This is a genomic window from Desulfoluna sp. HI9BLuna (assembly GCF_056829775.1).
Window position 1 is genome coordinate 4,420,481 of record NZ_CP186555.1, and the last position, 24,471, is coordinate 4,444,951.

Annotated in this window: 20 protein-coding genes; 3 read left to right on the forward strand and 17 right to left on the reverse strand. The window is 60.4% G+C overall.

The window, feature by feature from the left end; translation table 11 throughout:
• The first annotated feature begins 8 nt into the window (after nucleotides 1-8).
• Nucleotides 9-914 carry an EF-P lysine aminoacylase EpmA gene (epmA, locus tag ACOYW0_RS18015; RefSeq protein ID WP_482415188.1) on the forward strand — a complete coding sequence of 302 codons (906 nt, stop codon included), beginning with the start codon at nucleotides 9-11 and terminating at the stop codon, nucleotides 912-914.
• A gap of 791 nt (nucleotides 915-1,705) precedes the next feature.
• On the opposite strand, the gene ACOYW0_RS18020 is transcribed toward epmA, so the two are convergent.
• Nucleotides 1,706-2,425: a pseudouridine synthase gene (locus ACOYW0_RS18020; RefSeq protein ID WP_482415189.1), complete on the reverse strand. Its 720-nt coding sequence runs from the start codon at nucleotides 2,423-2,425 to the stop codon at nucleotides 1,706-1,708.
• Between the two features lie 409 nt (nucleotides 2,426-2,834).
• Nucleotides 2,835-3,809, reverse strand: coding sequence for a class I SAM-dependent methyltransferase (locus tag ACOYW0_RS18025; RefSeq protein WP_482415190.1), 975 nt, complete (start codon nucleotides 3,807-3,809; stop codon nucleotides 2,835-2,837).
• A 544-nt stretch (nucleotides 3,810-4,353) separates the two neighbouring features.
• On the opposite strand from ACOYW0_RS18025, the gene ACOYW0_RS18030 reads away from it, so the two are divergent.
• A complete protein-coding gene (locus tag ACOYW0_RS18030; protein WP_482415191.1) occupies nucleotides 4,354-6,192 on the forward strand; it encodes a glycerophosphodiester phosphodiesterase family protein in 1,839 nt (612 codons plus the stop codon).
• A gap of 385 nt (nucleotides 6,193-6,577) precedes the next feature.
• Nucleotides 6,578-6,799 carry a hypothetical protein gene (locus tag ACOYW0_RS18035; RefSeq protein ID WP_482415192.1) on the forward strand — a complete coding sequence of 74 codons (222 nt, stop codon included), beginning with the start codon at nucleotides 6,578-6,580 and terminating at the stop codon, nucleotides 6,797-6,799.
• 146 nt (nucleotides 6,800-6,945) lie between these two features.
• Here the strand turns inward: ACOYW0_RS18035 and ACOYW0_RS18040 are convergent, their stop codons facing one another.
• The 15 genes from ACOYW0_RS18040 to ACOYW0_RS18110 all read right to left on the reverse strand — a co-directional run bounded on the left by ACOYW0_RS18040 (nucleotide 6,946) and on the right by ACOYW0_RS18110 (nucleotide 24,462).
• The gene (locus ACOYW0_RS18040; protein ID WP_482415193.1) at nucleotides 6,946-8,517 is read right to left on the reverse strand and encodes an alanine/glycine:cation symporter family protein; all 1,572 of its coding nucleotides are present in this window, start codon (nucleotides 8,515-8,517) and stop codon (nucleotides 6,946-6,948) included.
• A 714-nt stretch (nucleotides 8,518-9,231) separates the two neighbouring features.
• Nucleotides 9,232-10,077: a metal ABC transporter permease gene (locus ACOYW0_RS18045; protein WP_482415194.1), complete on the reverse strand. Its 846-nt coding sequence runs from the start codon at nucleotides 10,075-10,077 to the stop codon at nucleotides 9,232-9,234.
• Entirely contained in the window at nucleotides 10,074-10,922 is an 849-nt protein-coding gene (locus ACOYW0_RS18050) for a metal ABC transporter ATP-binding protein (protein ID WP_482415195.1), read from the reverse strand. The genes ACOYW0_RS18045 and ACOYW0_RS18050 overlap by 4 nt, the downstream gene beginning before the upstream one ends.
• 116 nt (nucleotides 10,923-11,038) lie before the next feature.
• A complete protein-coding gene (locus tag ACOYW0_RS18055; RefSeq protein WP_482415196.1) occupies nucleotides 11,039-11,437 on the reverse strand; it encodes a YkgJ family cysteine cluster protein in 399 nt (132 codons plus the stop codon).
• 168 nt (nucleotides 11,438-11,605) lie between these two features.
• A complete protein-coding gene (locus ACOYW0_RS18060) occupies nucleotides 11,606-12,187 on the reverse strand; it encodes a peroxiredoxin (protein WP_482415197.1) in 582 nt (193 codons plus the stop codon).
• A gap of 432 nt (nucleotides 12,188-12,619) precedes the next feature.
• Nucleotides 12,620-13,825, reverse strand: coding sequence for a cell division protein FtsZ (gene ftsZ / locus ACOYW0_RS18065; RefSeq protein WP_180136708.1), 1,206 nt, complete (start codon nucleotides 13,823-13,825; stop codon nucleotides 12,620-12,622).
• 176 nt (nucleotides 13,826-14,001) lie between these two features.
• Entirely contained in the window at nucleotides 14,002-15,228 is a 1,227-nt protein-coding gene (gene ftsA / locus ACOYW0_RS18070; RefSeq protein ID WP_482415198.1) for a cell division protein FtsA, read from the reverse strand.
• Nucleotides 15,229-15,240: 12 nt separating this feature from the next.
• A complete protein-coding gene (locus ACOYW0_RS18075) occupies nucleotides 15,241-16,038 on the reverse strand; it encodes a cell division protein FtsQ/DivIB (RefSeq protein ID WP_482415199.1) in 798 nt (265 codons plus the stop codon).
• Nucleotides 16,039-16,060: 22 nt separating this feature from the next.
• Entirely contained in the window at nucleotides 16,061-17,008 is a 948-nt protein-coding gene (gene murB, locus ACOYW0_RS18080; RefSeq protein ID WP_482415200.1) for a UDP-N-acetylmuramate dehydrogenase, read from the reverse strand.
• Nucleotides 17,009-17,010: 2 nt separating this feature from the next.
• Nucleotides 17,011-18,384 (reverse strand): UDP-N-acetylmuramate--L-alanine ligase, encoded by a 1,374-nt coding sequence (murC, locus tag ACOYW0_RS18085; RefSeq protein ID WP_482415201.1) that lies wholly within the window; start codon nucleotides 18,382-18,384, stop codon nucleotides 17,011-17,013.
• Between the two features lie 47 nt (nucleotides 18,385-18,431).
• The gene (gene murG / locus ACOYW0_RS18090) at nucleotides 18,432-19,526 is read right to left on the reverse strand and encodes an undecaprenyldiphospho-muramoylpentapeptide beta-N-acetylglucosaminyltransferase (RefSeq protein WP_482415202.1); all 1,095 of its coding nucleotides are present in this window, start codon (nucleotides 19,524-19,526) and stop codon (nucleotides 18,432-18,434) included.
• Nucleotides 19,516-20,622: a putative lipid II flippase FtsW gene (gene ftsW / locus ACOYW0_RS18095; RefSeq protein WP_482415203.1), complete on the reverse strand. Its 1,107-nt coding sequence runs from the start codon at nucleotides 20,620-20,622 to the stop codon at nucleotides 19,516-19,518. The genes murG and ftsW overlap by 11 nt, the downstream gene beginning before the upstream one ends.
• Complete coding sequence (gene murD, locus ACOYW0_RS18100) at nucleotides 20,615-21,970, reverse strand: UDP-N-acetylmuramoyl-L-alanine--D-glutamate ligase (RefSeq protein WP_482415204.1); 1,356 nt, start codon at nucleotides 21,968-21,970, stop codon at nucleotides 20,615-20,617. Before murD ends, ftsW begins: the two co-directional genes overlap by 8 nt.
• Before the next feature lie 8 nt (nucleotides 21,971-21,978).
• Entirely contained in the window at nucleotides 21,979-23,058 is a 1,080-nt protein-coding gene (mraY, locus tag ACOYW0_RS18105; RefSeq protein ID WP_482415205.1) for a phospho-N-acetylmuramoyl-pentapeptide-transferase, read from the reverse strand.
• Between the two features lie 9 nt (nucleotides 23,059-23,067).
• Nucleotides 23,068-24,462 carry a UDP-N-acetylmuramoyl-tripeptide--D-alanyl-D-alanine ligase gene (locus ACOYW0_RS18110; protein ID WP_482415206.1) on the reverse strand — a complete coding sequence of 465 codons (1,395 nt, stop codon included), beginning with the start codon at nucleotides 24,460-24,462 and terminating at the stop codon, nucleotides 23,068-23,070.
• Nucleotides 24,463-24,471: the final 9 nt, after the last annotated feature.

A 24,471-nucleotide genomic window follows, 5' to 3' on the forward strand; every position in this document is an offset into this window, starting at 1 on the left:
CTCCCGCCATGAAGATTCATATGGAAAACCTCCGGAGACGTGCGCAGATCACAGCTTCGGTGCGCCGTTTTTTTACGGGTAAAGGGTACCTGGAGGTGGAGACGCCTTTGTGGGTTCCGGCTCCCATCCCCGAGGCCCACATCGACCCCCTGGAGGCCGGAAACGGTTATCTCCAGGCTTCGCCGGAGTTGTGCATGAAACGGCTCCTGGCCACCGGGTCCGGGCCTATTTTCCAGATCACCAAGGCCTTCAGAAAAGGTGAGCGGGGAGCAAAGCACATCCCGGAGATGACCATGCTGGAGTGGTACACCCCCGGCGCGGACTACGAGTCCCTCATGGCCGACTGCCAAGGGCTATTCCTTGCTGTGGCCCAGGACCTGGGCCTGGGAACCACCCTTTCGGTCCAGGGAAAGCCCATCCACCTGGATCGGCCCTGGAAACGATTGACCGTTAAGGACGCTTACTCCCTTTATGGCTCCGAGCCCATGGACCAGGCCCTTTCTGGAGACCGGTTTGACGAGGTCATGGGCCTTGAGGTGGAGCCCCGCCTCTGCGGCGACACCCCGGTGATCCTTTGCGACTACCCCGCCCCCATGGCCGCCCTCGCCAAAAGGAAAGAGTCGGATCCTTCGGTTGCCGAGCGCTTCGAACTCTACGTGGAAGGCCTGGAGCTGGCCAACGGCTTTACCGAACTCACCGACGCCGACGAGCAGCGCAAGCGCTTTGAAGAGGAAGTGGCCCTTCGCAAGCGCCTGAACAAATCCACCTGGCCCGTCCCCGAGGCCTTTCTCAACGATTTGCCCCACATGCCTCCCTCGGCCGGCATTGCCCTGGGTATGGATCGCCTTGCCATGCTCTTCTGCGGCGCCGAGACCATCGACGAGGTGCTCACCTTTCCGCCTGAAAGCCTGTAAGAAAACGGGAAAAACTTCCGGTGGCCAAGGGCTGAGCCCTTGGAACCCAGGTTCGCGAATGCTCCCGGCCTTCGTTCCTCAGGCCGATCACATTCGCTGATGGGCTTTGCCCGTGTCATTCTCTCAGGGTCTGGAGCGCCGCACTCCGTGCGGCATACGTATCGCACCAGCAAACAAGCCGCACAGGAGTGCGGCGCTCCATAAGGGGCTGATGCGGCATTTTTGAACGGCTTGCATTGCGCAGTGTCTGCGGCATGAGAAAACCCACAAACCCCACAAAAATGCCGCCATGCTTTACCCCGAGTAACGAGGGAATAGCATTGCGGCAACCCGCTTTCGAGGTGGCTCACCTCACCGCCGGAGTTATTCCGGTTAAAGTCAAGCAAACCCCAAACGTTCTTCATCGTGTTTTTGAAGAATGAAACGGGTCTCTCCTGCAAAGACCGTTTCCAGATGGTACACATCACGCGAATGCCTCGATAACGCAGGCCGAATGGTTGCCGCCATGCATTCGCCATGGGGTGTCAAGGTGCCCCCACCTTGCCGCCGGAGGCACGCCAGGTTAAAGACGCCTCCGGCGGCCCTGCCGGGGGGCAAGCTTTTGAAAAGCTTGATAAACAGGTTTTTGCTCAATTTCACGAAAATCTTCGCGGAAGCTCTTACCCTGAGGAACGAAGGGGAAGGCTTTCGCAACCTGGGGTCCAGGGGTGGCGAAGCCACTTAAGCTAAAAATTCCCTGGCCGCCGGAGGCAGGCTTTTCCTTGCACTTTAACCATAGAAGGCACGCTTTTTTATTTGTCTTCGGTCATGGCATGGATTTGGTCTTCGGTGAGCTCGCGGCAGTGGCCTTCGGGCAGGTCTTCCGGCAGTTCGAGGCAGCCGATGCGGTCGCGATGGAGTTTGACGACTTTGGTGCCCAGGGCTTCGAACATGCGGCGCACCTGGTGGAAGCGCCCTTCGTGGATGAGTAGGGTGGCGCGGCCCCTTCCGGTGTCGTCCGGGTCATGGAGGGTCAGGGTGGCGGGAAGGCAGGGGCGGTCGTCGTCGGGGAGGGGCAGGCCCTTTTCCACCTGGGCCACCGCGTCCTTCGCCAGGGTACCCTCAAAGACGACGCGGTAGCGTTTGCCCACTTTTTTGTTGGGGTGCACCAGGCGGTGGAGGAGCTGGCCGTCGGTGCTTAAGATGAGCAGGCCGGAGGTGTAGCGGTCCAGTCGCCCGGCGGATTTGGGTTCGGCCTGCTGCCATATCTCGGGAATCAGGTCGTAGATCAGGGGGGATTCGGACGGGTTGTGGCTGCACGAATAGCCTTCCGGCTTGTGCAGCATGAGATGCACCTCGGAGGGAGGCAGCTCGACCTTTTCCCCGTTGACCAGCACATCGTCGGGATCCACCTGTCTCTTGGCGCTGGTCTCGATCTCCCCTTGAACCGTCACCTGCTTGCGCTTGAGAAGCGCTTTCACATCCTTGCGTGTGCCGTACCCGCAATGGGCCAGCAGTTTATCCAGTCTCATGGTGTGCCTTCTATGGTTAAAATGGGTGGAAAAAGCCTGCCTCCGGCGGCGAGGTGAGCCACCTCGAAAGCATATAGCCCTTGCGCTTTGTCCCTCGTTCCTCGGGCCAAAACGCAAGGGCCTTCGGCTCGGGCTTCGCCCGACATAAACCCTGATGGTTCTTGCGGGCTGGCTCACAAGCTTCGACGTCACAGGATACGCTTTTGTTACTTGTCCATTGTGGATTTAACCACACTGCCTCCGATGGCCAAATGTTTGCCTGATTTTAAGGCTCGCATTTGACAAGCAAGGCTTAATCACTTTCAAGCACCGTCGAAATAATTTCCATTTTTTCACATTACAAAAGTTTTTTGCGGAGCTTTTTTTCAAAAAAGCGACCCGCCGGAGGCCTTATCTTTCTGGCAACTCTTCAGCACCTTGCCTGCCAGACGTGGAACCTGGGGCTCTCCTTCAATCGCGTGACTTTGGAAAAACTCTCTTCAAGCCACCTTTTTACCGGGACCTGACGCTGGACAACCAGTGTGAGGCTCTTTGTGCGACCCGGCGCTTCCCGGATCAGGGATTCCAGGATACCGAAATCTTCGGAGACCCCTTTGTGGATGGGCGGGTTGCTGACAATCATGTCCCATGGCCCTTGCCCCTCCAGGGCATGCCAGCCGTCGCCCAGGTGGGTGTGGGCTTCGGGCACGTTGAGGCGTGTGGCCTCGACAGCCAGGGCGTCGGCATCCGATGCGTCCACGTGGGCGGCTCCCCGTGCAAGGAGGCCCGCGGTGAGGACCCCGGTTCCGCAACCAAAGTCCAGGACGCGTCCCTGGACGTCAAGGCCGTCCAGGAGCAGGGCCGTGGCTTCGTCCACACCGCCCTTGGCAAAGAGCCCCGGGTAGGTCACCCACGGCAGGGTTTGGGCGTCCAGCACCAGCTCGCCGTGCTGAGCCCACTGGGCCAGGTCGGCCTTCATCTCTTTGGGGCCTTTGGCCTGTATAAGGCGGCATTTCTGGCGGTAGCTTACGGTGTCGACCTCGTCGAAAAGGTCGGCAAGCATTTTGGGAACGGATTTGATGCCCTCGTCGTTGGCACCATAGATATAGAGCTCGCCGTCCGGGCTCAGGGCCCCGCCAAGGGCGTGGACCGCCATCTCCACGGCGAGGCGTCCCTTGGGCAACCGCAGGGTGGCCACGTCAAAGGGCCCCGGAGACGGCCAGGCTTGGCCGGCTCGCTCGCCGGAGGACCAGCGGCTCCAGAACTCGGCTCCCAGGGCATTGGCCAGCCTCCCGTCTTCGGCGACCAGAGTTGCCCGGGGAAGCTCGGGGAGCTCTTCCTGGGCGAACCTGCTGACGTGCTCTTCGTGCATGTCGGCACGTTTGTTCATGCGATTTTTTTTCATAACATATGTTTTCCGGGAATAATCCGTTCCTTAGAGGTTACGGCAGCGAATTCATGGCAGTACCATCGATGCGGTTGCCGATGTATTGTCCGAACTCTTTAAGCAATGTGGCAGAGATCGTCAATAGCGGACACTCTTTTCTTCCATGGATTTCAGGAAAGGTGCCGTGGCAACTGACATGACAGAAAATTGCCTATGACAAGGCAAAGGGGAAAACATCGCCAGGGTGCGGTGTCGACCATGCAATTTTACTGTGAGGCGGCCTTTTGTCTCTTTGGGGTGTCTGGTTAACCACTTAAACTGGTAGTTGATACGTGTGATAATCTGTTTGATTGTATGAACGATATTTGTGATAATTAACGGCGAAATCTAACAGGAAACTGACGGTATCAACATTAGATATTCGATTGTTTCGGGTAGGTCGAAGGTCAACAAGCAACGGGCTCCGGCACACCTGGCATCCATCCGCGCAACGGATCCTGTAAGCCATCCGAGATATGCCTTGTGTGCACGAGCCCCAACCAATCAAAGAAGGAGGCACAGGATGACGGTGAAACATGGGCTTTTGATCGGTTTGATGATGTTGGTGACCCTGGGCGCCATGGGGTGTGACTCGGACCTGACACCGGAGAACACGGTGATTGTTGTCTCTGACGGGGTGACCGGCGGCCCGGACGGGGCCGGTGAGGTGCTGCCCAATGCCATGGTGTACAAGGTTGCCGATGCAGCGAAGGTCTCCTTTGCCGATCTGGTTTTTGCGGAAAAAGTGGAAGGGGCCCATGTGGGCTTTGCGGTGAGGGCCTTTGGTGAGACAGACTGGGTTCCCCTGATGGCAGAGGCGATCCTCACGGATGGGGACGGCCGTGCCCGTCTCTCCTCCCTGAAAGAGAGGCTTCCGGCATCCTACCTTGAAGCGGCCCCCGTGACCCTTCAGCTCCAGGCTCGGGTCTATTTCAGCGAGACCGAGTACACAGCCGACAACCTGGGCATCGTCCGGGTGCTTTCCGAGGATGCGGAGCTTAACCCCGGCATGATCGCCGCGGACCATGACAACACCATCCACGCCACCGGCGGTCTCAACGCCCTTCAGGACTGGGTGGATTTTCTCAACGTGTTCCAGGGGGACTGGCCTTACGTGGACGACAAGGTGGAATCTGTGATCCCCGCCCTCATGGACGAGGGCAACGACCTTATTATCGTGACGGGCATGTTCCCGGAGCTTCGTTACGCCTGCAGGACCCAGATGATGAGCCACTTTGAAAAGGGTGCCAACCGCACCATTCCCATCATCGTCAAGGAAGACATGCTCTTTGAGCACAGCAACACCTTTAAAAAAGAGTGCCTGAAAATTTTGAAGGACCTGTACGGCGGCGCCAATGCCCGGGCCATGGTGGGGGACACCGTGCGGCAGGATGGCTACGGGGCCGTAGCGAACGAGATCCTTTATGTACCCTTTCAGATCCATTACGAGCCCGACTTCTGGCTGCTGGACACCGAAGGCTACGGGTGGATCCATCCGGATACCATTGCCTCGGACTGGGGCGAGGTGGCCGAGAAGATTGCAGAGGGCCCCGTGGTTCAGGACAATTTTTTTCTGAAGCACCACACGGGCTTTAAGAACATTGCCCACAGGGGCGGCGGTGAGCTGGCCCCGGAAAACACCCTGGTGGCCTATCGAAATTCCCTGGCTGAAGGGGCAGACACCCTGGAAGGGGACGTGCACATGACCTCCGACGGGGTGGTTGTGGTCTCCCACGACGAGACCGTGGACCGCTGCACCGACGGCACCGGCGCCATCGCGGATATGACCCTGGCCCAGGTCAAGGCCCTGGATGCCGGGTACCGGTTTACCCCGGACGGCGGGGCCACCTATCCCTGGCGTGGCAAGGGGCTGACCCTGCCCACCCTTGCGGAGGTCTTTGCCGACGGTGAACTCAGCGGTGCTCCCATGGTCCTTGAGATTAAGCAGGAGGGAAGCCTCATCGTGGACAAGGTGCTGGACCTCATCGAGGCCTACACCATGCAGGACAAGCTTATTTTAGGCGGCTTCGACAACTCGACCCTTGATCTGATCGAATCAAAGGCCGATGAGCGGGGCCTTGACATCAAGACAATTTTTTCCACCGAAGGGGTGCTTGAGTTTACTTTTACCCCCACGGCCATCATGAAAAAAGAGGACTACGAAATGCCCGCCGACGTTCTTTGCCTTCCGGCCGCCATGATGAGCCAGGCGCTCATGGCCAAAATCCGCATCCTCGGCATGAAGTGTTATGTCTGGACCGTGAACACCGAGATCGAGATGAAGCGGCAGATGGAGTGGTTCAAGGTCGACGGCATCATGACCGACAACCCGGAGCGTCTTGAAGCCCTTATGGCGCCCTGATCGATAAGCGGCTTTCACGCAACATGGCGGGCTTGAAGTGTCACGCCCACCAGCAGGAAGGGGCAGTCTGTTTCTCTGAAACCGACTGCCCTTTTGCATGTGTAAGCCCTTCACCGTGCTCTTTGGCCCTTGGCCTTTCATTTGCTATGATGCTATGACCGCCAGAGCGGTTCAAATTCCCTGGCCCGGCCGGGGGCAACAGAAGTGACCAAAAGACATGGGAGAAAGGCGATGGGCGGTGATTCCAACAGCCGACTGGTGTATTCCACGGAGACGGGCAGGGTCTGTCCTTCCTGCGGCAAGCCGGTGAAGAGCTGTACCTGCAGGAAAAAGAAGAAGGGGCCCGGCCGGTCCTGCGGTGAAGCAGGACGGTGTGGTTCGTGTCATGCGCGAGACCAAGGGCCGAAAAGGCAAAGGCATGAGCCTGGTGACGGGGGTTCCCGGGGATGCGGCTGAGCTCAAGGCCGTTGCCAAGGAGCTGAAGCAGATCTGCGGCACCGGCGGCAGTGTGAAAAACGGTGTCATCGAGATCCAGGGGGACCACCGGGACAAGTTGGTGGAGGCGCTGAAAGCCAAGGGGTTTACCGTCAAAAAAGCGGGGGGATAAAGATGCGCTCGTAAGGATTGGTTTTTCTTTGACGGATCAAAAGAAAAAACGGGCAGGGGCTTAAAAAAGCCCCTGCCCGTTTTTTTATGGGCGAGAGAAGGGATAAACGCAGGTCACATCACAAGGGAGTGAAGATGGACCGTTGGTTATCGCGAGGTTGCCATGGCTGGCTTACTGGCTTTGGTGGCGCCCAGCTTGCGCTTCTCTCTGGAGGAAAGGATTTTTCCTGAGTTCAGGCGTGCGAGGTAGTTGTTGAGCTCTTCTTTGACTTCCGGTGCCATGATGTAGAGGCCGATGATGTTGGGGATACAGACCACGAAGATAAGGGCGTCGGCAATGTTGACGACGTACTTCAGGTTGATCATGGCTCCCGACCAGTAGACCATGCAGTAGAAGATGTTGTAGGCCAGGCCCAGTTTGGGGTCTTCGCCCACGATGTACTCGAAGGCCTTCAGCCCGTAGTAGGCCCAGGAGACCGCGCAGGTGAATCCGAAGAGGATGGCGGCGAAGGTCAGGGGGTAGACGGCGAAGCTGAAGTGACGCTCAAAGGCCCAGGAGCTCATGGGCATGCCCTGCAGGCCCATGTTGACGTACTCGGGCACGGCGATCATGGTGGTGACCACCACCAGGGCGGTGGCGAACTGGACCACGATGGTGTCGATGAAGGGCTCGATCATGGAGACAAAGCCTTCGGTGACGGGCTCGTCGGTCTGGACGGCGGAGTGCGCGATGGCTGCGGTGCCCAGGCCGCATTCGTTGGAGAAGGCGGCGCGCTGGAAGCCGATCATCATGGCGGCCGCGATGCCGCCGCCGGCTGCTTTGGCGGTGAAGGCGTCGGCGATGATGAGCTTGATGGCGGGCAGGATGAAAGAGCCGTTGAGAAGGAGGACCATGGCTACCAGGGCGAGGTAGGTGAAGACCATGACGGGCACGATCCTGGTGGCCATGGAGGCGATGCGCTTCATGCCGCCGATGATGACGATACCCACGATGACGGCACCGATGAGGCCCACGAGCCAGCCCAGGTGCATGATGGCGCCTTCGTTGTTGCACATGGTTTTAAGCTGGTTGTAGATCTGGTTGGACTGGAAGAGGTTGCCGATGCCCAGGCAGCCGAGGACCAGGCCCCAGGCGTAGAACTTGCCCACGAATTTTCCGAGCCCCTCCATGCCGCGGGCGGCAAGGCCCTGGGAAAGGTAGTACATGGGCCCGCCCTTGACCGTGCCGTCTTCCTTGTAGGTACGGTACTTGGTGGCCAGGGTGCATTCGGTGAACTTGGCAGACATGCCGATGAAGGCGGCGAACATCATCCAGAAGATGGCGCCGGGGCCGCCGATCATGATGGCGATGGGGACACCGGCGATGTTGGACATGCCCACGGTGCCGGAGATGGCGGAGCACAGGGCGCCGAAGTGGGACACCTCGCCTGCGGCGTGGTCGTCGATGTAGTCGCCTTTGGCCAGGCGAACGGCGTGTTTGAATCCGCGGATGTTGATGAATCCCAGGTAGCAAGTGCAGAAGAGGCCTGCGGAGATGAGGAGGCAGACGATCAGGGACCAGTCGTTGCCGAAGAGATGGACTTTGTAGAAGATAAAACCGGTGAGAAAATTAGAGATGGGCTCAAAGACGTGGTCGAGGCTGACCCCTTTTTTGGTTTCTGCAAAGGCGGGTGTCGCTGCCGCAAGGAGCAGGACGATCGCCTTGAATAAGAACTTCATAAATCCTCCAACGATGAAATGAATAACAGCAGATGGCGAACGCGACGAAGGAAAGGGGAGGGGTATCCGCCCGAAACGCTGCGTTGCGAATCGGTGAAAGGCCCATGCGACTGTTCCCGTAATCGTTCAGCCATCATGACCGGGTTCCGGTCATCGTTTCTCTTTTAACAGGATCCCCCAACCCTGCCCGTTCTGCGTCGAACGGGTTCTTAAAAGAGGAACATGTGATATGTTGGAGACGATTCTTAGCCAATATTTCTTCCGGAATCAATAGATATCTATTATCTGATACATCACGTATCAGGGATGAAGTGCGGTGCTGGGGTAAAATATATTTATCGTAATGATATGGAAAAACAATCGATTGTTTGCCCTCCGGGGCAGGTTTTGAGGGGCTTCAAAAAAAGTGTGGGGTCCGCTTTAAGGGGTGTGAGCACCGGAATGCGACGTAAAAAACGGTATCGAGAAGAATTATTTTTCGTTGTTTTAGGTGGTTAGGGTCTGCGTGTCAGTCGGTTTTTACGGGGGCGCCTTCTACAGATGGGATGGGTGTGACGCCCATTTGACGGGAGCTTCAGGGATTCTTAAAGGCGGAACGCGGTTTTTGTGCAAACCGCTGTACGCAATGCGGGAGGGGCAGGTTGGTACCCTTCACGGGATCGGGGAGGCGGCAGTGCGGTCCGGGGAGGGCCTGTGCCGGAGGTACGATACGGCTTACCGGTTGGGGAGCACCCGGGAGAGGGTCAGGAGCCCTAAGTAGACGAGCCCCGCCACGGAGATGATCACCGGGCCCGCCGAAAGATCCAGGGTGTAGCTCAGGGCCAGGCCGCTCCAGTTAAAAAAGAGGGCAAAGCCCGTGGCCAGGATCATGATGACCGAGAGGCGGCGACTTAAGGTGGAGGCGGCGGCAGCGGGCAGGGTGAGCATGGCGATGACCATGATCACGCCCACGAGGCGCACCAGGAGCACCACGGTGACGGCCGTCATGACGAGGAGGAGGATATAGAAAAAGGAGGTGTTGATGCCCCTTAAGGTGGCAAACTCCTCGTCGAAACAGATGGAGAGGAAGGTGGGGTGAAACACGACGGCAAGGAGGATGATGACCAGGTCCAGGCCCGCCACCATCAGGACATCCTGATGTGAGATGAGGAGGATGTCCCCGAAGAGGTAGCTGGAGAGCTCAAAGTATCCCGGGGTGAGATCGATGAAGATAAGCCCCGAGGCCATGCCCACGGCCCAGAGAGCCCCGATGATGGAGTCCTCCCGTTCCCCTGCCTTTATACTGACCAGGCCGATGAGGACCGCGGCCACGATGGCGCTAATCAGGGCCCCGGCCATGGGGTCGAGCCAGGTGACTCCCCATCGGTGTTTGAGGTAGAGGGCGGCGCCGATGCCGCCGAAGACGCAGTGGGCAATGGCTCCGGCCAGGTAGCCGATGCGCCGGGTGACCACATAGGTGCCCATGATGCCGAAGGAGATGCTGGCAAGGGTCCCTGCCGCCAGGGCGAGGCGGAGAAAGCTGCTGTTGGGGTCGAAGAGTGCGTGGAAAAATTCGATCATGGCTTATCAGGGTGCGGCATAAAGGGGGTTGGGTGTGTAAGGGCCTCGTTGATGCAGTGGCCCTGGTGGCTGCATCGGTGGTCGTGGCGCACCATGCGAAGGTCGCCTCCGTAGATTTCGTTGATGAGGGTGCCGTCCAGGCTGCTCGTGGGGTGGACCAGGACCTTTTTGTTGACGCAGATAACGCTCTTGACCACCTTGGAGACGAACCCCAGGTCATGGGAGACCACCAGGATGGTCATGCGGCTGTTTAACTTGGAGAGGAGCTCAAAGAGGGTGGCTTCGGCGGCCGGGTCCACGTTGGCCGTGGGTTCGTCCATCAAGAGGAGGGACGGGTTGCTGCACAGGGCCCTTGCGATGAGGACCCGCTGGCGCTGGCCGCCGGAGAGGCTGCTGAACGGTTTCTTCTGCTTTTCCAGGAGCCCCACCTCGTTGAGGGCGTGGCGGGCGGCTTCCCGGTCGTTTTTCGAGTAGCGCCATCGCTTTGACTGGGTGAGTCGTCCCATGAGGACCACGTCCATGACCGAGACGGGGAAGGCCATGTCCACATGGGTGTACTGGGGCATGTAGCCCACCTGGTTCCAGGCCGCCTCCGGGGATTTGCCGAAGAGGGAGACCCGGCCGGAGGTGGGGACCAGAAGACCCAGGATCAACTTGATCAGGGTGGTTTTTCCCCCGCCGTTGGGGCCCACCACCATGGCGAAGTCTCCCTTGGGCACAGTGAGGGTGACGCCGTCAAGGACCGGGTGACGGGTGTAGGAAAAGGAGACGTTGTCTAAGACGATGGCGGGTTCCATGGGATTCACCGGTTCGTTGATGTCAATGGGGCGGACGGGGTCTGTCAAGGTTCGGGCCCGCCTGAGCAAAGGGGCAAGGTATCGCGTGGTGCCGTATCCTTACTCCTTTCCCCTTCGGATTGCAACAGGAAGCAAAAAATAGAAGGTGCGCGGCGCAAAAGGCCTTACCGGGCCGGGGACCAGGGGCAGTACCCGAGGCGCGGAGACAGGCGGGTCGGGTGCATGCGGCACACCTCGGGACGGTCTTCGTAGACGCTGCAGCGGTTGCGGTCGTCAAGAAAGCAGCAGCCTCCCTTTTTGCGCGTGGCCAGGGTGAACTTACCCTTGGAGAGGTTGCAGCGGGTGATGATGCCCTCTTTTTTGAGGCGTTTCACAAGGCCCTTCATGTCAAAGGCCACCTCCTCTTCATCGGTGATGCCGAGGCGGATGAGGTCGCTGGTGGTGACCTCCACAATGAGGTAGCAGCACAGGGCCATGCAGTCTGTGCAGAGGGTGGTGTTGAATTTTTTCCAGGTAGCGGGGCGCTCGATGTCGCAGCCCCTGGTGTCCGTCTGTCGTGCCATGCCGTACTCCGGGTTTTTCGGTTTTTCAAAACCCGGGAGAATAGCACTGAAAAGACGACAGCGGGAAAAATCAAAGTTGGGCGGACGTAACGGCGTCCCACGGCGGGGTGATGACTCACCTCCGGGGACACCGCTACGGAAAAGGGGCAGGTCAGCCCCGGAACGGGCTTATTCGAAGTACTCTTTAAGGCCTTCCGATGAGGGTTTCATTCCCCTGGCGCCGGGGCTCCAGTTTACGGGGCAGACCTCTCCGTTCTCTTCAAAGAATTTCAGGGCATCCACCATGCGGATGGCCTCGTCCACGTTTCGGCCCAGGGGAAGGTCGTTGACCACCTGGTGACGGACGATGAAATCCCGATCGATGAGGAAAAGGCCGCGAAGGGCCACGCCATGCTCTTCTGCCAGGACATCGTAGTCCTTGCAGATGGAACGGTGGATATCTGAGACGATGGGGTAGGCCACCCCTTCGATGCCCCCCTCGTTTCGGGGGGTGTTGAGCCAGGCCAGGTGACTGAAGTGGGAGTCCACGCTCACGGCCACCACCTCCACCTTTCGGTCGGCAAATTCGGGCAGGCGGTCTGAGAAGGCGTGGAGCTCGGTGGGGCAGACAAAGGTGAAGTCCAGGGGGTAGAAGAAGAGGACGATGTATCTGCCTTTAAGGTCCGAGAGCCGGAACGATTCATCAAAACTCCCGCATTTGACGGCAACGGCCTGGAAATCAGGGGCCGGTTTTCCTACGAGAACGCTCATTTTTTCCTCCATCATGGGTTTGGAGAGGGCAGAGCCCTGGTTGGCGTTTTAAAAACGGCCTGGGCTTGAAATTGGGTCATGCGGTATTCCGAGCGTCGGGGCAGGGGGAGAAGGCGACGGAGAGCAGGAGGCGCAGGTGGACGCATCAGGGACAGGTGCCCGGGCCATCAGATAAGCATTAGTAGAAAAAGTACCATGGAAACAGAAGGGAAACAACGCCTTAAAACAACCCGGGGCCCTTTCTGCAGTCGGAAGGAGGGTGGGACACTCCTTCGGCGTTGGGACTGCAGAAAGGGGAAGCCGACAGGCGGCAGGGTGCAGCAGGACAACGGGCCGTCACATCAGGTGACGGCGCGGTTCCGTAAGCGCACTCCCGGGTTGCGCGTCACAGGGTGGGGAGACCCCGGCGCAGACGTGGGTTGCGGAAGCGGATCAGTCCGCTTTTTTGCGGAGGAAGGTGGGGATGTCCAGATCTTCCTCGGCGTTGATGGTCAGCCCCGCGGCTGAGGACACGGCCGTGCCCTGGGTGCTTCCCACAGGGATGTTGTGGCGCACGTAGGCAGGCTCCTCCAGGGTGTGGGTGTTGAGCTCAAGCTCGTTCAAGGTGAGGTCACGCACCTTTCCCCGTTTTTCAATGGCATCCAGATTGCGCTTGGGCAGGTCCACGGAAGGGGCGTCGCCCTCTTCGCCGATGCCCGTGGCAATGACGGTGATGCGCATCTCGTTGCCGATCTCTTCGTCGATGGCCTGACCCCAGATGATCTCGGCGTCTTCTCCCACCTGGTCGTGGATGAAGTCCGAGGCTTCGGTCATTTCATCCAGGGTGAGGTCCGGGCCGCTGGTGATGTTCATGAGCACGCCCTTGGCGCCACGGATGGAGATGTCCTCCAGAAGCGGGTGGGCAATGGCCTTCTGGGCCGCTTCCCGGGCACGGTTTTCCCCGGAGGCGATGCCGATGCCCATGAGGGCAAGGCCGGCACGGCGCATGGTGGTGCGCACGTCGGCAAAGTCGAGGTTGACGAGGCCGGGCATCATGATGAGGTCGGTGATGCCCTTCACCGAGTGGTGGAGGATCTCATCGGCTTTGCGGAACATGTCGATCATGGTCGCCTTTTTCTCGGCGATGCTTCGCAGGCGGTCGTTGGGGATGGTGATGACCGTGTCCGTGTGCTTTCTGAGCTCTTCCAGGCCCAGGTCGGCCTGGCGGGCGCGTTTTTTGCCCTCAAAGGAGAAGGGCCGGGTGACCACGGCCACGGTGAGGATCTCCAGCTCCTTGCAGATCTGGGCCACCACAGGGGCGGCTCCGGTGCCGGTGCCGCCGCCGAGGCCTGCGGTGATAAAGACCATGTGGCTGTCCTGGAGGGCGGAACGGATGGCGTCTACGTTTTCAAGGGCCGCCTGCTTGCCCAGCTCCGGGTTGGCGCCTGCCCCGAGACCCTCGGTGAGCTTTCCGCCGATCTGGATTTTGGTTTCGGCCTTGGAATTTTCCAGGGCCTGGGCATCGGTGTTGGCCACGATAAACTTCACGCCGTGCAGGCTGGCCTCGATCATGTTGTTGACCGCGTTGCCTCCGGCACCCCCGACTCCGATAACCTTGATCTTTGCCGACTTGTCACTGTCTACAAAAGAAAAACTCATCTCCCACCTCCACTCTTGTTCATCATCGGTTACTGGTCCTTTGTTATGCCGTCTCCCCGCCCGGAGCCTCGCCAACGCCCGGCAGGGCTCCGATGGAAACGGCAGATCAGAAATAGCTTGCTGTATGTCGAACGGATGTATCGGTCACCGCCCTGTGCCGGGCGGCATCCTATCCCCTACATCACGTCGGAAAACCACTTTTTCATGCGGGTGGTGACCCGCTGAAAGATGTTGTCGTCCCGGATGCGGAACTTCTTCTCCACCTGATTCTCGGTGCCGTAGAGCACGAGCCCCACGCCGGTGGCGTACATGGGGTTGCTGACGATGTCCACCAGGCCGCCGATCTGGCGGGGTTTGCCAAGGCGGGTGGGCAGGTCAAAGATGCTTTCGGCCACCTCGGTCATGCCGTCCAGGAGGGACGAGCCCCCGGTGAGGACGATGCCCGAGGCGATCTGGTTTTCAAGGCCGGCCCGGAAGATTTCACGCTTCACAAGGGCACAGATCTCTTCCACGCGGGGCTCCAGGATCTCTCCCAGTACCTGGCGGGGCATGCTGCGGGGCTCGCGGCCGCCCATGCCCGGCACCTCGATGGTCTCCGTGGGGGAGACGGCGCTGGACAGGCAGGTGCCGTACTTGAGCTTGATCTTTTCGGCGTCGTTCTTGCTCGCCCGAAGGCCGATGGAGATATCGTTGGTGAGCTGCAGGCCGCCGATGGCCAGCACAAAGGTGTGCTGGATGTTGCCGCCTGAGAAGACGGCCAGGTCCGTGGTGCCGCCTCCGATGTCGATGAGGGCGGTGCCCAGGTCCCGCTCTTCGTCGGTGAGGACCGCGCTGCCCGAGGCCAAAGATTCCAGGACCACGTCGTTGACATCCAGGCCCGCTTTGTTGGCACACTTAATGATGTTGTGGGCCGAGGAGGCCGCACCCACCACGATGTGCACCTTGGCTTCCAGGCGGACGCCGGTCATGCCGATGGGGTTGTGCACCCCTTTCTGGTCATCGACGATGTACTCCTGGGGGAGCACGTGGATCACCTCACGGTCCATGGGGATCGAAACGGCTTTTGCCGCCTCGATGACGCGGTCCACGTCGTCCTGGGTCACTTCGCGCCCCTTGATGGCGATGACGCCGTGGCTGTTGAGGCTGGTGATGTGCCCGCCCGCGATTCCGGCATAGACGGAGGATATCTCGCAACCGGCCATGAGTTCTGCTTCTTCCACCGCTTTTTTGATGGAATCCACCGTGGCCTCAATGTCGATGACCACCCCTTTGTTGAGCCCGATGGAGGGGTGGGTGCCGGTGCCGATGATGTTCACGTCGTCCCCTGAGCGTTCCCCGACAACAGCACAGATCTTTGTTGTGCCGATATCCAGGCCGACAATAATATCCTCATGTGCCTGCATGGGCATCCTCCTTTAACTTTTTGCCGGTTTGATAACAACGCTGTTGGGGTCACTGACGTCGATGGCGGCAACAGCGGTAAGGTTCACTTTTTTTTCCAGAAGGGCAAAGAGTTCGTTTACCCGCTTGATCTTTTTCTCATAGTGGCCGAATCCCAGGTCGATGCTCTGGGTCGCCCCTTCGGTGAGGAGGCGAAGGCCGGTGTCCGGGTCGGCCACGGCACCGGTCATGACAAAACGGCTCCCCTTTCGGGTCAGGCTGTCCAGCAGGGGAATAAGCTCCTTGATCTCCCTGTGGACGGTGCCGCTGCGGTTTGCGGAGGCACCGTCGGCCAAAGGCAGGCTGCCGCGCTTCAGGTTCTTGAAGACGGGAAGGCCCTCAAAGGCCTTGCTGCTCTTTTCGAAAATCTCTCCCCGGTTGTTCACCAGGTAGGGGTGACCGATCTCGGCCACGGCCACCGGAGTGTGCTCGGTGACCCGGATGATGATCCGGTTGGGAAACTCCCGGATGACGGACGCCGTATCCACCCACGGATGGGCCACAAGGCGTGTTCGGGCCACATCCAGGTTGATGCCGAAGATGTTGTCCCCGTTGTGAATCCCCGCCGTCTCCAGAACCGCCCCGTGGGTGACCACCCGATTGCCCGAGACGATGACGAACCGGGCCTTGAACAAGGGGGTCTGGGTCAGCCAGGCGTAGGAGACCACGCACAGGGCGCTGCACACGGCGGCCAGGCAGAGAAGCCCTGTCCCGAAGAGGAAGGCCCGGCGCCTCTGGCGCCGCCTCTCCAGGCGGACCGCTTCAGGTACCACGAAGCGGTTCTTTTTGGCTGGTTTACGTTTCCCTGCCGACAAGGGTCACCTCTTCTTCCAGGGTTATGCCGTGGGCCTTCTGGACCTTCTCTTTGATACGTGCCGCCAGTTCCAGAATATCGGCGGTGGTGGCGCCCCCTGCGTTGACCAGGTAATTGGCGTGCAGCTCGGAGACCTTCGCTCCTCCGACGGCCTCTCCCTTGAGGCCCAGATCGTCAATAAGCTTGCCCGCTGAAGGGCCGCCTTCCGGGTTCTTGAAAAAGCATCCGGCGCTGGCCTGGCCCACGGGCTGACTTGCCTTGCGTCGGGCCAGAAGGGATTCCCGTTGGGCCACCAGGGCGTCGCTGTCCCCGGAAGTGAGCCGGAGCTTCACCTCCACGATGATGGGAAACCCATCATCATGGCGGGTTTTGCCGTCAATGGCAAGGTGGCGGTAGCCGATTTCAAGGGCGCTGCGCGGCACGCTCCGGATTTTTCCAGAGATGTCCACCACCGTCAAGGCGTCCACAATGGACCCAAACCCCTTGGGGTCGGTGCTTGCGTTCATGGCAAGGGCCCCGCCCAAGGTACCGGGAATCCCCGTGGCAAAGGTGAGCCCCTCAAGGCCGTTCATCGCGGCATACCGGCAAAGGTGCTGGGTTTTTGACCCTGCGGGGACCGTCAGGATGGTCGACTCCCCCTCCCGGGTTTCGGTGACCTGGGTGTCGAGCCCGGCCAGGGAGATGACGGCTCCTTCGATGCCTTTGTCCCGGACCAGCAGGTTGCTGCCGCCCCCCACCACGGTGAGGGGCATGCCCTGCTGGGTGAGGAAGGCCACGGCGATGCGCAGGTCGTCGAGGCTTTCGGGCTCCAGGTAGAGGTCACAAGGGCCTCCGGTCCTGAAGGTGGTATGGCGGGCCATGGGCTCCCCTTTTTTGAGCACGCCCTGATAGAGGGCGGAGAGGGCGGCTATGGGGTCCAGGGCGGCCATGATCAGGCATCTTCCCGCTGCAGGTACATCTCACCCACCTTGAGGACGTCGCCTGCGCCCAGGGTCAGGAGGATGTCCCCCTCCTCCAGGGTCTCTTCCAGGTTGTCCAGAACCTCGTCAAAGCTGTTGCAGCAGCCCACGTCTTCATGGCCGCGTTTTTCGATCATCTCCCCCAGGCTTCGGCTGTCAACGCCGTCGATGGGCTCTTCGCTGGCCGCGTAGATGGGCAGGATCTTCAGGGTATCCGTGTTGTAGAAGGCCCGGGTGAACTCATCGAAGAGGTCCCGGGTCCGCGTGTACCGGTGGGGCTGGAACACGGCCACGATGCGTTTCTCTGGCCAGCTCTCCCGCACGGCCAGAAGGGTGGTCTTGATCTCCGTGGGGTGATGCCCGTAGTCGTCCACCACCATGACCCCGTTTTTCTCTCCCTTTTTCTCCAGGCGCCGCTTGACCCCTTCGATGTTCTCCAGAGCGCACTTGATCATGGGAAAGTCGATGCCGATCTCCCGGGCGGCGGCAATGCCGGCCAGGCAGTTGGAGACGTTGTGTACCCCGGGAAGGTTGAGGGTAATTTCCCCTAAGAGCTCGTCGTGATGATAGACCGAAAAGGTGCTGCGGCTCCCCTCAAAGGAGATGCCCCTGGCCTGGTAATCGGCCCGGGTGTTGAGACCGTAGGTGGTGTAGCGGCCGGTGAGCTCCGGCAGGATCTCCTGCACGGATTCGTTGTCCATGCAGAGGATGGAGAGCCCGTAAAAGGGAACCCGCTCGGTGAACTGGACAAAGGCCTTCTTGATGGCGGCCAGGCTGCCGTAGTGGTCCAGGTGCTCCCGGTCGATGTTGGTGATGATGGCAATGGACGGGGAGAATTTCAAAAACGACCCGTCGCTCTCATCGGCCTCGGCAATGATAAAATCCCCCAGGCCGTGCATGGCGTTGGTGCCCTTGCTTTTCAGGACGCCGCCGATGACCACCGTGGGGTCGAACCCTCCCTTTTCCAGGATGGCCGCCGTGATGGAGGTGGTGGAGGTCTTGCCATGGGCCCCGGCCACGGCGATGCTGTACTTCAGGCGCATGAGCTCGGCCAGCATCTCGGCCCTGGGGATGATGGGGATGCCGCTTTTTTTTGCGGCCGCCACTTCAGGGTTTTTCCCGTTGACGGCAGAGGAGGTGACCACCACGTCGGTATCGCCGATGTTCTCGGCGGCGTGGCCGATGGCGACCTTGCAGCCCAGCTCTTCCAGGCGCCTGGTGTTGGCCGAGGCTTTAAGGTCGGAGCCGGTGACGGTGTAACCCAGGCGAACGAGAATTTCCGCGATGCCGCTCATGCCGATGCCGCCGATGCCCACGAAGTGAATATGGTATTTCTTTTGGTACATGCACAGTCCTGCTTATGGTTTGCCCCGTTGTACTCAGATGATGGGGGTCAGGTCGTTTTTTTTGTGAGGTCGAGGATGCCCTCGGCCACGTGTTCCGAGGCGTCGGGATGCCCCAGTTTTTTTGCGTTTTGATCCATGGCCCCAAGGGCCTCCGGGTTGTCCAGCAGCTCTTCAAGGAGATCGGCCAGCCCGTTTCCGGTGAGGTCCGCTTCCAGGATCATGCGGGCCGCGCCGTTGTCTTCAAGGTACCTGGCGTTGATCTCCTGATGGTTGTCCGTGGCGTGGGGGAAGGGCACCAGCACAGCGCCTTTTCCGATGGCCGTCAGCTCCGCCAGGGTGGTGGCCCCGGCCCGGCAGAGGACCAGGTCGGCCCGGGCATAGGCCCCGGACATGTTGTCGATGAAGGCCAGGACCTCTCCGTTGACACCGGCCTCGCCATAACAGGTTTTCACCCGCTCCACATCGGCGTCGCCGCATTGATGGATGACGGTGAGCCCCATGGCCTTGAGCCGGGGCAGGGCCTCGGTGACGGCCCGGTTAAGGGCCACGGCGCCCTGGGATCCGCCCACCACCAGCAGGGTGGGGGATGCGGTGTCCCTTTGGGAGGGCTCGATGCCCAGGATCTCTTCACGCACCGGGTTGCCGGAGAGGATGCACTTTTCTTCCGGGAACCACGCCGCGCTTCCCGGGAAAGTCAGGTATATTTTCTTTGCAAACCGGGCCGACAGGCGGTTGGCGATGCCGGGGACCGAGTTCTGTTCGTGAAGCACCACAGGCCGCCTCAAAATCCAGGCCGCCAGGATTACGGGACCGGAGGAGAAGCCTCCCACCCCCACCACCGCATCGGCACGAAAGCGGATCAACTTGATCATGCAGCCGACAACGGACAGGGGCAGCTTGACGGCGGCGGCCAGTTTTTTCTTCAGACCCAGGCCCTTAATGCCCGAGGCCCCTGCCGCCGTATGGTGAAATCCCTCCCGGGTGACACATTTTTTTTCAAAGGCCTTGTCCGTGCCGATGAACAGCACTCTGGTGCCGGGCTTTTTTCGGCAGAAGGCCTTGGCAATGGCAATGCCCGGGAACAGGTGGCCGCCGGTGCCCCCTCCGGCCACCACGAGGCGGCACTCTTTTTTAGCGAGCATGCGGTTCCTCCCGGGCCACGTTCATGATGATACCGATGCCCGTCATGGTGCAAAGCAGTGAACTTCCCCCGTAGCTCATGAGGGGAAGGGTGAGTCCCGTGGGGGGAAGCATGCCCATGGTCACCGCAAGATTGATAATAATCTGTAGCCCGATGACCGCGCAGATTCCCACGGCCAGCAGGCAGCCAAACATGTCCGGGCAGCGCATGGCCGCCAGGAAGCCCCGGGTCAACAGCAACACGTAGATGCCCAGGGCGGAAAGGACCCCGATGAGGCCCAGCTCTTCCCCCAGGATGGGGAAGATGAAGTCGGTGTGGCACTCCGGCAGGTGCTTGAGCTTAAGCTCGCTGTTGGAGAGCCCTTTGCCGGTGATGCCTCCGGAGCCGTACGCCATGAGGGACCGGGTCACCTGGTAGCCCCCGTTTTTCTCCACGGCCCAGGGGTCCATGAAGGCCTTGATGCGCGCCATGCGGTAGCCTTCCCCCGTGACAAAGAGCGTCAGGACAATGGCCAGCGGCACCAGGGGGGCCACGATGTGCAGGAGCCGGGCACCTCCCAGAAAAAGCATGATCCAGGTGACGGCGCAGAGGACCACCACGGTGCCGAAGTCCGGCTGGAAGTTCACGATGAGGGCAATGGCCCCCAGGAGCATGAGGTGGGGGAGGACCCCGATCTCAAACTGGCGGACCTTTTCGCCCTTTTTGCTCAAAGAGGCGGCAAGGAGCATCACCAGGGCAACCTTGAGAAATTCCGTGGGCTGTATGGAAAATCCGCCGATGCGTATCCAGCGGGAGGCCCCTTTGATTTTGTGGCCGATCACCGGGAACAGGGTGGCAATGACCAGGCCCAAGGTGACTAACATAAACGGAACGGCAATTTTTTTCCAGCATCGGTAAGGAATTCGACTGGCAACAACCATGGTGATGGTGCCTGCCACCACAAAGAGGACCTGGCGCCTGAGGTAGAACAGCCCGTTGCTGCTCTGGGCCGTGGCGCTGAAAATCATCAGCAGGCCCAGCCCCACCAGGGTAAACGTGGTGTAGAAAAGCCAGGGGTCGTAGAGACCGTAATGCCTTGTTTCCTTATCGTTAGCCATGTTGTGCTTTCAGTCGGTGGACCGATTCGCGGAACTTGTCGCCCCGTTCGTTGTAGTTGGTAAACATATCAAAGCTGGAACAGGCCGGGGAGAGGACCACCGCGTCCCCGCTCCGGGCCTTGGAAAAGGCTTTGCTCACCGCATCGTCCAGGTCCCCTGCTTCAACCGTTTTGATGCAGGGGGCCAGGTCGGAAACGATTTTTTTTTTTGACTCGCCGATGGCCACGATGGCCCGGGCCTTTTTCTTCAGGGCGCCGGACAGGGCGGAGAAATGGCCTCCCTTGTGGCGTCCCCCCATGATAACCACGATGGGGTCGTCAAAGCCGGTGACCGCTTTTTCCACGGCATCGATGTTGGTGGCCTTGGAGTCGTTGTAAAACTTGACCCCGGAGACGGTGTCCACGTACTCAATGCGGTGGGGCAGGCCCTGAAAATTATCCACGGCCTCCTGAACCCCTTCGGGGGTGGCACCGGCCGACAGGGCGGCCAGGGCCGCTGCGGCAATGTTCTGGCGGTTGTGCGCTCCCACCAGGGACGATTTCGACAGGTCGATCTTGACCTCAGGGAGCCCCGGGGTGCGGATGGTCACCTGATTCCGTGTGACGGCCGCGGCATTGGGGCCGCTTCCGCCGATGGTGAGCTTGCGGTTCTGCAGGATCCGTCCGATATCGGCCACATGGTCGTCGGCGGTGTTGAGGATGGCCACGTCGTCCTGCTGCTGGTTTTCAAAGACGCGCCCCTTGGAGCGCTTGTATGCGTCAAAGTCTGGATAGCGGTCCAGGTGGTCGTCGGTGATGTTGAGGAGTACCGACACATGGGGCCTGAAGCTTTCGATGGTGTCGAGCTGGAAGCTGCTCACCTCCACCACCACCACCTCGGCGGGGTCGTCTTTCCGTAAGTACTCGGTGAGGGGCGTGCCGATGTTGCCCCCGGTGAACACCTTCTTTCCCGAGGCGGCGAGCATTTCGCCCAGCAGGGCCGTGGTGGTGGTTTTGCCGTTGGTGCCGGTGACGGCCAGCATGGGGGCCTCGATGAACCGGGAGGCCAGTTCGATCTCTCCCACCACGGAGACGCCCATCTCACGGGCCCGCTTGATGGGGGCGATGGTGTGGGGCACGCCTGGGCTCAACACCACCAGGTCCGCGGATTCAAAGAGATGGGGCGTGTGCCCTGACAGGTCCAGGGCAATCCCCTCGGCCTCCATGGCTGCAGGCAGGTCGCCCAGGGCTTCCCTGGACTTGGCGTCGCTGATGACGACGCTGGCCCCGCGTTCTGTGAGGAAGCGGGCGATGGAGGCCCCGGAACGGGCCAGACCCACCACAACGATGTGTTTACCGGAAAGCTTCATGGTGACTCCTATCGAATCTTGAGCGTGCTGACGGCCAGAAGGGCCAGCATGGCGGAGATGATCCAGAACCGGACGATAACCTTGGGTTCCTGCCAGCCCTTGAGCTCAAAATGGTGGTGAAGCGGTGCCATGCGGAAAATCCGCTGGCCCCCCGTCAGCTTGAAGTAGGTGACCTGGATGATAACGGAGAGGGCCTCCATGACAAAGAGCCCCCCCACGATGACCAGCAGGATCTCCTGCTTGGTGATGACGGCGATGGTCCCGAGGATAGCCCCCAGGGGCAGGGAGCCCGTGTCCCCCATGAAAATCTGGGCCGGGTAGGAGTTGAACCAGAGAAAGCCCACCCCGGCACCGGCTGTGGCGCCGCAGAGGACGGCCATCTCCCCGCCGTTCTTGATAAAGGGGATCTGGAGATACTCGGCAATCCCTGCGTGGCCCGAGACATAGGCAAAGACCATGTAGGTGATGCTGGCGATGATCATGGGACCCGTGGCCAGGCCGTCTAAGCCGTCGGTGAGGTTTACGGCGTTGGAGCACCCCACGATGACAAAGGCGGCAAAGAAGATGTATCCGAAGCCCAGGTCCGGCTGCACGTTTTTAAGGAAAGGCACCGTTACCGTGGTGGAAAAACCCGGAGAGCTGTAGACCAGCCACCCGATGAGAAGGGCCAGAAGGGCCTGGAGGGTGAATTTCCCCCGGGCGGAGAGGCCCTTGCTGCGCTTTTTGATCTGCATCAGGTAGTCGTCGGTAAACCCGATGAGGCCGAAGCCGGCGGCGGCCAGCAGGACGATCCAGACATACGGGTTCTTGATGTCCGCCCAGAGCAGGGAGGAGCCGATGATGGCCAGAAGGATCATCACCCCGCCCATGGTGGGGGTGCCGGCCTTGCCCAGGTGGCTTTCCGGCCCGCACTCCCGGATGTACTGTCCGATCTGGAGCCTCCGGAGCTTGTTGATGAGCCAGGGGCCCATGAGAAAGCAGATGAGAAAGGCCGTGATGGTGCCGTAAATGGTTCGAAAGGTGATGTATCGGAACAGGTTGAAAAACGAGATGTCCCCATAAAGACCATAAAGAAGGTTGTAAATCATAACGTCCTGCTACCTGCACAGCAGATCGGTGACGATCTGTTCCATGCCCATGGAGCGGGATCCCTTGACAAGGACCCAGTCTCCTGTGTGGATATCGTGTAAGATGCGCTCCAGGAGCGCCTCTTTCGTGCCTGTGTAAATACAATGGTCCGAAAGCCCTGCCTCCAGGGCGCCCAGCCTGATCTCCCCTGCGAAGTCGCCGCAGGCGTAAAGGCCTGCCACTCCCGACTCCGCGGCTTTTCTGCCCAGCTCGCGGTGGAAGCCCGGGGCTCCCTTACCGAGCTCGCGCATGTCTCCCAGAACCGCCAGGGCCCGGTGGCCTTCCTTGAGGCGGGAGAGGGTGCTGAGGGCCGCCCCCATGGAGAGGGGGTTGGCGTTGTATGTGTCGTCGATGACGTGGATGCCCGTTTGGGTCTCCCGGATGGTGAGACGGCCCGGTTCAAAGGTGGCTGCCTCAAGGCCCCGGGCGATCTCGGTGAGGGAAAGCCCCGCCTGGATTCCGGCGGCTGCCGCCGCCAGGGCGTTTTGTACCATAAAGGTCCCGGCCAGGGGAATGGCGGCCCGGACCCTCTCCCCGTTGTGGCAGAGGGTGAAGCGCTGGAGGCCTTCCTCCCAGGTGATCTCCTCGGCCCGGACATGGGCGTCCTCACAGAAACCGTACCAGACGGGAGAGAGCCCGCGGTCTGAAGCGAGCTTTCTTAAGTGCGGGTCGTCCCCGTTGAGGATGACCACGGCGTCGCTCTCCAGGGTGTCCAGGAGCTCGGCCTTGGCCTCGGCCACCTGCTCCACGGTGCCCAGCCCTTCCAGGTGAGCCTCCCCGATGCAGGTGATGACGGCGATGTCGGCCCGGCAGATGTGGCCCAGGCGGGTCATCTCCCCGGGGGCGTTCATGCCAAGCTCCACCACCGACCAGCGGTGCTCGGGAGCAAGGCGCAACAGGGTTGTGGGCAGGCCCACTTCGTTGTTGAAGTTGCCGCGGGTGGCGTGGACCCCATGGCGAACCGCCAGGACCGAGGCCGTGAGGGCCCGTGTGGTGGTCTTGCCGTTGGAGCCTGTGATGGCGATGAGGCGGACGTGGTTTCGGTCTCGGTTGAACCGGCCGAGGCGGCCCAGGGCGGCGAGGGTATCGTCCACCAGGACCAGGGACACACCGGCGGCTTTCCAGCCTCCGGTCTCCACCCCTTCCATGGCGGATGAGGCGGCCACGATGCAGCTGGAGCCTTTGTCCACGGCCACGCCGATGTACCGGTGTCCGTCGAAGGATTCGCCTTTGAGGGCGACAAAAATACTGTTATTACCGATGGATCGGGTGTCTGTGGAGATGGTCGCATGGGTGGCGTCCGGGTCTCCGAAGGCCAGTTCACCTCCGGTGGCCGCCAGGACATCCCCCGTGCTCCAGGGCATCGGGTATGA